Source organism: Enterococcus sp. AZ050 (assembly GCF_051715085.1).
Lineage (GTDB): Bacteria > Bacillota > Bacilli > Lactobacillales > Enterococcaceae > Enterococcus > Enterococcus faecalis.
The window spans coordinates 1-9,930 of record NZ_JBIOTC010000004.1 but is presented as its reverse complement, the minus strand read 5'-3'; the positions used below and the strand labels follow the sequence as shown (position 1 = coordinate 9,930).

General features: G+C 30.1%; 11 protein-coding genes. 4 read left to right on the top strand and 7 right to left on the bottom strand.

Going from position 1 to position 9,930, the window contains the following annotated elements; all coding sequences use genetic code 11:
- Positions 1-33: 33 nt before the first annotated feature.
- Both IGJ04_RS15535 and IGJ04_RS15530 read right to left on the bottom strand, forming a co-directional pair.
- Complete coding sequence (locus tag IGJ04_RS15535) at positions 34-201, bottom strand: hypothetical protein (protein WP_438709962.1); 168 nt, start codon at positions 199-201, stop codon at positions 34-36.
- A 1,439-nt stretch (positions 202-1,640) separates the two neighbouring features.
- Positions 1,641-1,739, bottom strand: a complete 99-nt coding sequence (locus tag IGJ04_RS15530) for a type I toxin-antitoxin system Fst family toxin (protein ID WP_154212971.1) — start codon at positions 1,737-1,739, stop codon at positions 1,641-1,643.
- A 583-nt stretch (positions 1,740-2,322) separates the two neighbouring features.
- On the opposite strand from IGJ04_RS15530, the gene IGJ04_RS15525 reads away from it, so the two are divergent.
- Positions 2,323-3,267, top strand: a complete 945-nt coding sequence (locus IGJ04_RS15525; protein WP_438840419.1) for a replication initiation protein — start codon at positions 2,323-2,325, stop codon at positions 3,265-3,267.
- A gap of 9 nt (positions 3,268-3,276) precedes the next feature.
- Positions 3,277-3,783: a DUF536 domain-containing protein gene (locus IGJ04_RS15520; protein ID WP_438840418.1), complete on the top strand. Its 507-nt coding sequence runs from the start codon at positions 3,277-3,279 to the stop codon at positions 3,781-3,783.
- Positions 3,784-5,091: 1,308 nt separating this feature from the next.
- Here IGJ04_RS15520 and IGJ04_RS15515 read toward each other — a convergent pair.
- From IGJ04_RS15515 to IGJ04_RS15500, 4 genes are all read right to left on the bottom strand, one after another.
- Positions 5,092-6,951, bottom strand: coding sequence for a beta-glucoside-specific PTS transporter subunit IIABC (locus tag IGJ04_RS15515; RefSeq protein ID WP_438709955.1), 1,860 nt, complete (start codon positions 6,949-6,951; stop codon positions 5,092-5,094).
- A gap of 199 nt (positions 6,952-7,150) precedes the next feature.
- Positions 7,151-7,993: a BglG family transcription antiterminator LicT gene (gene licT / locus IGJ04_RS15510; RefSeq protein WP_438709956.1), complete on the bottom strand. Its 843-nt coding sequence runs from the start codon at positions 7,991-7,993 to the stop codon at positions 7,151-7,153.
- A 162-nt stretch (positions 7,994-8,155) separates the two neighbouring features.
- Positions 8,156-8,308 (bottom strand): hypothetical protein, encoded by a 153-nt coding sequence (locus IGJ04_RS15505; RefSeq protein ID WP_438709957.1) that lies wholly within the window; start codon positions 8,306-8,308, stop codon positions 8,156-8,158.
- A gap of 5 nt (positions 8,309-8,313) precedes the next feature.
- Entirely contained in the window at positions 8,314-8,634 is a 321-nt protein-coding gene (locus IGJ04_RS15500) for a hypothetical protein (RefSeq protein ID WP_438840417.1), read from the bottom strand.
- 141 nt (positions 8,635-8,775) lie between these two features.
- On the opposite strand from IGJ04_RS15500, the gene IGJ04_RS15495 reads away from it, so the two are divergent.
- On the top strand, positions 8,776-8,967 hold the full coding sequence (locus IGJ04_RS15495; protein WP_438709959.1) for a hypothetical protein: 192 nt from the start codon (positions 8,776-8,778) through the stop codon (positions 8,965-8,967).
- A gap of 196 nt (positions 8,968-9,163) precedes the next feature.
- Here the strand turns inward: IGJ04_RS15495 and IGJ04_RS15490 are convergent, their stop codons facing one another.
- Positions 9,164-9,574: a hypothetical protein gene (locus IGJ04_RS15490; RefSeq protein ID WP_438709960.1), complete on the bottom strand. Its 411-nt coding sequence runs from the start codon at positions 9,572-9,574 to the stop codon at positions 9,164-9,166.
- A gap of 87 nt (positions 9,575-9,661) precedes the next feature.
- Between IGJ04_RS15490 and IGJ04_RS15485 the strand changes: the two genes are divergently transcribed.
- Positions 9,662-9,838, top strand: coding sequence for a hypothetical protein (locus IGJ04_RS15485; protein WP_438709961.1), 177 nt, complete (start codon positions 9,662-9,664; stop codon positions 9,836-9,838).
- Positions 9,839-9,930: the final 92 nt, after the last annotated feature.

Below are 9,930 nucleotides of genomic sequence, written 5' to 3'. Positions count from 1 at the left end.
ATTAAATTGTTTTATAACATACAATCATAGTCATTAACAGGTAGAATGTGGTTTTTTCCGTTGTTCAAAAATTCTTATTCCATTCACTATTAAAATAGCAGGTATTCCAAAGTAAAGAAAGAATTGATTAGCAGGCAACACAAAATACAAAATAATACCTGCAAAAACAGCTAAAACCAGAGCAATTTTGGTTAATTTCATAGAATATTCCTCCTAACTTAAAGTTTTATTTTATAACATAATTTTGATTAGAACTATAGTTTTAGGTTGTTGTATTGCTAAAATGAGCAATATAATTTAATTGAACCCTTTTTTATATCATCAAAAGATTAATTCATAATAATTGGTATACGTGTTTCTGAAGGTTGCTTTATTCTTTATATTTTCACTTACTTAATTCGTCTAAAAGCTTTCTATTACAAATTATTCAAATTGTTATTTTATAAATTTCTTTCACTTGTTTAATAAATGTTCTGAAGAGCATAAGGGGAAATGGGGGTCACACAAGGTGTCCCGCCTTGCAGTGCAAGGCTTTCTGGTGGGGTACAAATTTGCCCACTCATAGCACATTCATAGTAGGTATATAGCAGGTTTCTAACATGTGTTTTAAGCTTGATTTAATGCGATTTTATACATTGTCATAATACATTTATAGCAGGTATGTCGTATGAACCTAGCACATTTATAGCACCTAAAAATTTAGGTGTTTTTGTTATTTTATAAAAAACGGTTTTCTCAACAATTAAGTGAGGTATTTCTTAAAAATTTAATGGGTATTTTCCTAGAAAATTGGCTAAAATTTCCGTTTTTACTCGAAAAAACAATTGGTTTGTTTACAAGATAAAGTATATTAATTATACTTTATACAAATTAGTTTTTCAGTCGGTAAAAAGACGGTTTTTACCGTTAAAAATTCAAAAACCGCATAATATCAAGGTTTTCACCAGCCGGCAGAAACCGCTTTTTAGCCGATTTTCACAAAAAAAGTGATATCACGCTAGAACCAAACCGCACTGCGGTTTATATCAATTTTGATATCAGGTTCCCCTTATGCTCTTACAAAAAGTTTGTGAAAAAATTCCCTTAAAAAAAACAAAAAAATGTGTTACAGTAAAAGTGAAAAAATCAAGAAAAATATCCCAGCCAAAATTAGCTGATTTGCTGGGCAATGCTCGGGCGAATTTACGGCTTTGCCGTTCAATTCGCTTGAGGCAATTGACCAGCTTGAGGAGCCGTTAGGCGACGATGATAGCCCCCCCTTACTAATAGGGGGGCTACCTTAGCAAATGAAGAAAAACCATTGCGTTTTTTTGATTGATTTTTCGTTAGGAAAAATATCACCAGCAAACAACTATAATCGATTTAAATGGCTCTAATTCCAATTCTAAGAGGTTTTAAATTAAATTAGGTATAAAATATTGATTTAACCCAAAAATCGCTTAAAACGAAAAATAAAGGCGTTTGGTGAAAATTAAGGAAAATTGTATATTTTGCTTTTTTTAGTCTAATTTGTTATATTAGGTGTGCGAAATGTGAAGATTTTGTACAAGAGAAACACAAAAGCCAATCCTATTGCGAGTAGGATTGGCTTTTTTTCGTTCGTTGCGACTTCGAACGTGTGAGTTAGAAAGCAACTTGCTTTAGTTATCGTCTTTCTCGTCTAACCAATGAGAAACTAGTTCAATGACTAACCCAACAAAAATTGGTGCGATAACCAATGTGAAGATTTTATCTAACAAGAGAAACACCCCCAATCGGGGCAAGTTGCCGTTAATGAGTATAGCATAATTACCTTAGGGTTGTTAGGGCTTGCCCTGACCGCCTGTAAGGCGCCTATAAACAAGAATAAAGGTTTTATACTAAAACTGTTTTAAAACGGCTTAAACAAGCCCTCAGAGACTCACAAAAACCTCTTTGAACAACGGTTTTAGCAAAGGAGCCTTTAGGCGACTGCGCAGTACAATGTGAGAGCAAAGCGAACACACCTTTTAAGCGACCATAGGGAGCAAGATTTGCAGTTTAGAAAAATTCGCGAACCTGTTTGAAGAAAAAAGGAGTGATTTTTAGGCGGGAAATTTTACCCTCCCTCTTTTTATATCTCTTTTTAAACCTCTTTTTAAACCTCTTTACCGTCGGCTGTGTTCTTACTCTCCCAAGGGATACAGAATCTTTTAGGCATGGAATTGTCTGTTTTTAGGCATGGAATTGTCTGTTTTTAGGCATGGAATTGTCTGTTTTTAGGCATGGAATTGTCTGTTTTGACATGGTTTTATGGGTATGTTATACTTTTTAAAACATGCCCATAAAATGTGAGGTGCTCTTATGTCAAATGAAATTGTAAAATATCATCATGAATTAAATACGATTCCTTTACGTAAATTTACTCCAGTTGAAATGAATCTATTCTTCTCTATTGTGTCCAGAATGCGTGAAAAAGGCGATAAAACTGTTCGCTTTACATTTGACCAATTGAAAGATTTAAGTAATTACAAAGCAACAGCTAATAATCGTTTTATTGACGATTTAGAACAAACTTATAAAAAAATCCTCTCTTTGCGATTTGGTCGTAGAAGTGAATCTGGACTAACTAGAGAATTTTTTGTTATGTTTACGGAATTTAAAATTAATGGCGACGTAGAAGAGCCTTATGTAGATATACGAATTTACGAAAAAGCTCTGCCCTTGTTAAATAATTTAGACGAATGGGTACGCTACTCTTTACAGCAATTCAACGAGCTACAAAGCAGTTACTCTAAAACCATGTTTAGGCTACTAAAACAATTTAGAACTAAAGGTTTTGCTTATTTTTCCAAAGAAGATTTTCATGAATTGTTAGATATTCCCAAAAGTTATCGAGAAAGTAATATCGATCAATATGTTCTAAAACCTATCAAACAAGAACTAATCGCAATTTTCAAAGGGCTAACAATCCAAAAGAAATACGGAAAAGGTCGGGGAAAGCCTGTTATTGGTTACCAATTCACGTTTAAACCTGAGATCAAAAAAGCGGATGATTTTAACAAACATGCCCCAACTAAAGAAGAACAACATCATGCTTTGGCTCAAGCAAATGAACAAGCAAACTATGAAGAAACACCTAATACTCTTAATGATCGCATAAAACAAAAACAACGTGAATTAGAACTACTACAACAAATTCAGCAACTAGAAAAAGAGAAAGAAGCTCTTGAAGCACAAACTGGATCAAATCTTTCGGAAAAAGAGAAAAAAAGCTTATTATCCGATTTAGATAATTTGTTTAACTGAAGGTGACATATGGCAGATAAAACAATCAAAGAACTTGCTGAAGAATTAGGAGTTAGTAAAACAGCTATTAACAAAAAAGTTTCTGATGAAAATCGAAAACTTTGGTTTGCGAAAATCGGAAACAAGTTTGTGATTAACGAAGTTGGTCAAAAAGCTATTAAATCAATGTTTTTGACTGAAAACGAAAACTTAAATCGCCAACCAGTTTGCGAAAAATCGAAAACCGAAAACCATAAAAACGCCAACCAAGTTTCCGATTTGGAACTCCTTTCTTTTCTAAAAAAACAGTTGGATCAAAAAGATATACAGCTACAAGAAAAAGACGAGCAATTAAAACTAATGCAAAAACTGCTCGACCAGCAACAACAACTCACACTCCAAGCCAACCAACAAATCGAGAAGCTACAAGAACAACTACAATTAACTTACACTGCAGAAACGACAGAAAACGAAGAATCACAAAACGATACACCACCAACTAACAAGAAAAAGTGGTGGCAGTTTTGGCAAAGTTAAAAAGAAAAAGACAAGCCATTTTGGCTTGCCTTTTTACTTAATTTTTTCGCTAAATAAATCAAAGAGTTTCGTAATTTATGTATGATTTAAACACCAGGGAAATGAATAAACCTAGCATTTAAATCCACGCTGATTGAATGTAGTATGTATTAAAAGTTTATCATAAAAGAAAACGATAGACAATCTTTTCTAGACAACACAAAGAACTAGGTTTAAAGGAGTTAAAAGCACTTACGTTATTATTTTTTTGTCACGATTCACTTAAAATGTTTCCCTAGTTCTTTGCGCCGAAATAGAAAACGTTATGCTAGCAAAATTTTACCATACTTTGTTTTAAGTATTCAATACTTTTTCTTTTAACCAAAAATACAAAACAGGATATCTTAGACAAAGCCTAAACGGCTATTTATTCAAGCAAGGTGTACCTACCTTGCTATGCTTGCCACAGGTAACTTTTTCCTTTTCTTGACAGAAAAAAAGCCCCTTATGTTATACTTAAATTACCCAAAAAACGCATAAAAATAAATGCACAAAAAAGCACTAGGTTTTTAATCCATTTGACCTAGTGCTTTTTTGTGTAATAAATTATTTAGTCGTTTGTGAGTGGTTGTTTCATTTTTTTTAGAAAGAACTAGGTCTAAAGGAGTTAAAAACATTCGTTTTATTCTATTCGTGCTTCGCGCATGGCAATTTCCTAGTTCTTTCAGCTAAAAATGAACGAGTTTATACCAAAATTCTAGCACAACTTTTTTCTTTTTTTCAATCTTTTTTTGTTCAAAGATCATTTTTTCTAGCCAATATTGATTTTTCTTGAAACCCCTTTTATAATTTTTTTAGGGTTTTCTTAGGATAGCCCCCTTTGTAACTATTTCTTTCGACGAATTAGCTTCTATACAGGCTAATTCGTTTTTTCTTTTCCCCGTTGATTTTTTTCAAAAAACATTTTATACTTTTTTTAGACTAAACATAAAAATTCCTAACAATGTTATTCTTTTCACAGCGAATTCGCTTCCCCGATAGCGAATTCGTCTTTTGTTTTTTACGATAAAATAACAACGAACGCCTTCTTCGATTGGTTCGTTTTCACAAAATCGATTCACAAGAAACGGCTTGTTTTCGCTGTTTTAAAAACGGCGTTGAGGTAGACCAATCAAAAATCACAAAGTAGCCCCTGTAGCGGTTGATACAGGGGCTACTTTGTGTAGTCGACATTATGTTAACTAGACATTTAAATAACATTCCTATCTTTTTAAATAACCTTTTCTATTTATCAATAACTTTTAGATATTACTTAAACATAAACTCTTGTTATATCATTACTTGAATTAAATCTTCTTTAAAATTAATTTTTTTACTATCTGTTTCAATTACATCTAGATAATTATTAGAATTTGTAATAATTACTGGTGTTGTAACAGAAAAGCCTGCTCTTTTAATACCATCAATATCAAATTCTAATAATAATTGCCCAACCTTTATTTTATCCCCTTCGGCCACTTTAGGAATAAAACATTTGCCTTCTAGTTGAACTGTATTCATTCCTACATGAACAAGTATTTCTGTTCCTTTAGCACTTGTAATTCCTATAGCATGATATGTTGGAAATAATGTTGTTACAACACCATTAACAGGAGATACTACTTTACCTTCAATAGGTTCAATAGCTACACCTTTACCTACTAAACCATTTGAAAACACTTCATCTTCAATCATTTCTAAAGGTTTAACAACACCTTTCATTGGACTAACTATAACTTCATTAATTATCAGCTTTTCTTCTTTTATTATTTTATTGTTATTATTTTCATTCTCATAACTTTCATCGTCATCTTTATAAAGAAAATACATCACTATAAATCCTAATACTAAACCTACTATCATTGCTAAAAGCATTCCATAAAATCCTTTATCAATTCCAGTAGGATTAATAACACTTGGTAATGCAAATATACCTAACCCGCCTACCATGTATCCAGCAGTTTTAAATGCTCCTACTATGATACCTGTAATAGCTCCAATTATACAGCTTATTATAAATGGTTTTTTTCTTGGTAGTGTAATACCATATATCGCTGGTTCAGTTACTCCAAAAAGACCTGAAATAGCTGCTGGAACACACAAGGATTTTAGTTTTTTATCTTTTGTTTTCATCATAATTCCCAGAACTACTCCTGTTTGAGCTAAACATACCGGTACTGAAGCTGATAATACTGAATCATATCCTAATACAGATAAATTATTTATTGCTAGTGGCATTAATCCCCAATGTAAACCAAACATAACAAGAATTTGCCATAAACCACCTAATAATAACCCTGATAATATAGGACTAAAATTGTAAATATTTATTGTAAAATATCCCAAAAGATTAGATGACCATGTTGCAACTGGCCCTATTACCATAAATACGAATGGTACACTAATTAATAATGTGAAAAATGGAACTAAAAATCCTTTAACTACATCAGGAATAATTTTCTTGAATATTTTTTCTATTTTAGATGCTATATAAATTGATAAAATTATTGGAATTATTGTTGTAGCATATCCGCTCATCGGCATTATAATAGGTAGTCCAAAAAAGTCTACAGTTTTCCCAGCCACAGATACTATTGCAGGATATACAAGTGACGCTCCTATAGCCATACCTGTAAATTGATTTAATTTAAATTTTTTAGATGCTGTATATCCTAAAAATATTGGAAAGAAATAAAATAAAGAATCTCCAATTGCATTTAATATTATATATGTTGAGCTTTTAGGCGTTAATAAATTAGTTGCTAATAAAATTGCATTTACCCCTTTAATCATACCTGTTGCACAAAGCACTCCTAATATAGGCTGAAATATACCTGAAACAACATCTATAAACTTATCTAATACACTTGTCTTTTCTTTTGTTTTTTGTTCTGAATCATTCTGTAAACCACCTATTTCAACTACATCTGTATATACATCTGCAACATTATTTCCTATCACAATTTGATATTGTCCTCCGCTCTGAACAACAGTGATAATTCCATTTCTACTCTTTAAAAACTCTGTATTAGCCTTATTCTCATCTTTTAACTTAAATCGTAATCTCGTAATGCAATGAGTTAAACTAATAACATTCTCTTTACCTCCAATATTAGATATAATATCTTTCGCTAATTCTTCATACTTCATAAAACCTCTCTCCTTATTTTTATTTTAATAACTGTTATTTAAATAAAAAAAGCGAGACTATATTAGATAGAATCTTAATTTAATTCTATCTAATTTATAGTCTCGCCTGCATTACCAGTAACAATCATCATTTTATTGTAAACGCTTTATATGTTTAATATAATATTTTTATGTTTTTATTGTCAACACTTTTTTTAATTTATTCACTTGTTATTCTTTGTATATGGACTGTTAAATATAACTTCTCTTCATTATCAAACTCAGCCCCTAAATAAGTTTCTATTTTGCTCATACAGTTATATGCTTTTTTATATTTTTTCTTTACTTGATGAAATAAAAATTCATCCTTTGAAAATATACTTTCTTTTGATGCTATTTTCCCATTAAATCTTTGTAAAAAAAACCTTAAATGGGTGACAAACCTATCGTAACTTAATGATTTTTTATCCAATTCTATATTGTATGTATATTTAACAATATTTAAAATATCATTTATCATCTTTATTTGTTTTTGTGAATCTTTCATATGACCATCTAAGAAATCCATTTGAGAATTTATTAAATGCAACGCAATATTTCCAGCTTCATCTTCAGGTAATTTAACATTTAAATTTTCCTCTATAAATTCTAAAGCTTTTAATCCTATTTCAAATTCCTTAGGATAAAACTTTTTTATTTCCCAAAAAATATTATTGTGTATGGATATATTTTCCTTATATAATTTAACCACATTATTTATATGATCTGTAAGAGTTATATAGATATATTCATTTATCTTACTATCATTTAATATATTTTTTGCATATTCTATAATATCATGACATACATAAATAATTTCTTTGGGAACATCATCTAAAAGCATTTTAAAATTTTCATAAGAATTTTTTTCTTTAATTATAAAAGTTTTTTCTATCTTTTCTGAATCCAGTTTATCTCCAACATTTTTCTTAAACCCAATTCCACATCCCATTACTACAACTTCATGATTTTCTAAATTCATTGCTAAAATTACATTATTATTAAATATCTTTTTTATTATCATACATCCTATATTCCTCTTATTCTCCCAAAAATTAAATCTATCTCTTCTTTAAACTCCAATCATTAAGCCTCCTACTTTTTTAGACGCAATACCTATAGCTCAAATAATCTTAGCAAATAATTATTGCAAATTCATTAAATAACAAATTATCATCTGATTTAACTATTTCCAGAAAACAGAAATCAAATAATACAACATCATCATTCCAATAAAAAGACCTAGCATCAATAGCACATACAACCAATTTTTCTTACTATAAATTCCGTTGTAAGGTCTTTTACTAGCAACCCATTTCCACAAATCAAAGTTATTCATTCAAATCACCATCCCGTTGTGTAATGTCCTATATATTGTCCTCCTCCAACATACGTTACTCTTTCTAAGTGCCCTAAATAAGCCAACGTTTGCCATGTTTTTGGTGGATACATACCTACAGGGAATAGAATACTAAACTTAAATACTTGAACTCTAGGAGAAACAATATCAAAAGTATCTTTAAGCATTTTAGGCTCAGTAATAGACCTATCATATTGAACTACTGTATCTTCAGATATATTATTAGCAGCATACGCAGACTTTACACCAAGCAAAGAAAAAATAACCATAGAAACAGCTAAAAACTCTAAGATAACTTTTTTCATACATATCCCTCCGATACTTTTCTTATTTACATAAATATTATACAATAAACATACCAAAAATGTAAACGCTAACAAAAAAAGTATAGCAATAAGTTATTGAAAAAATTGTAAATATTTAGTTTGATGGAGGAGGTTATTTTTATGAAAAGAAAGGGCGTTTTAAAAAAAAATACTATTTACTTCTATCTCTTCTTTGTTGCTATGGCAGTTATTCAAACTATAGTTAGTGATGGATTTAATTTAGTAGAAATATGTAAATTAATTGGTTTATCAATAGTAGTTTTTTGGGGAATTGCTTTAGTAGAACAGTTATATTATAAATTAAAAAAATGATTTAACTACTTCCAGAAAACAAAAATCAAATAATACAACATCATCATTCCGATAAAAAGACCTAACATCAATAGTACAGTACATTCCTAAAAACGAGTACAAATGATAAGCAATAAATGGTATTCCATTTATGAAGGAAATATTGGTATTCACTATATTGGATCTAAATAACAAAAATAAGGCAGATTGGTCTGCCTTATTTTTGTGGAAATACTTTTAATTTAGAACTATTTTTAAAATCACTTATTTCTGTAACTTCCTCATTAACAATATAAATATTTTTCACTTTCGCTAATTCTTGATTAGAAAAATCATCAAACTTTACTGTGTACTCTTTTTCTGAAGAAAAAGGAACACCTTCTGCGTATAAAGTGATATACAAATTATTATTATTTATCACTTTGCTTGGCGTTGAATTCTTTTTATAAAACGCTTTCTCAACTTCAAGAATCAATTCACTGTTTCTAGTCAATTGCTTACTAGGTACAAATTTATAATTTGTAATATCTGACGTTTCTAAAATATACGTTTTAGATTTCAAATAGATTGAACCACCAATTATTAAGAAAAGAAATACTAAAAACATCGTTATTTTCTTTTTATTCATTGCCTCTTTCCTCTCCATTCCCTATTTTTTAAATACATTATACCTTCTGTTACACATACTTGAAAACAAAATAAAGGACTGATTTATATGAAAAAAAATCAAAGCTTTTTATTGGCAATTGGCTCTATCATTCTTGGTATCATTGGTTTTCTCCCTTCTTTGCTGACTATTTTAGGTGTTGATTCTAAAGTTAAATTAAACCCTAAATATTATAATTCTAAAGACGAACCGTTATTTGTAGAAGATAAAAAAAGCATTGAGTAAATACTCAATGCTTTTTTATTCTACCTGTACAAACTACTCCTAAAACTAGAAAAAGTCACCGTATCCCTTGATCCAGTGACTTTTTCTAGTTA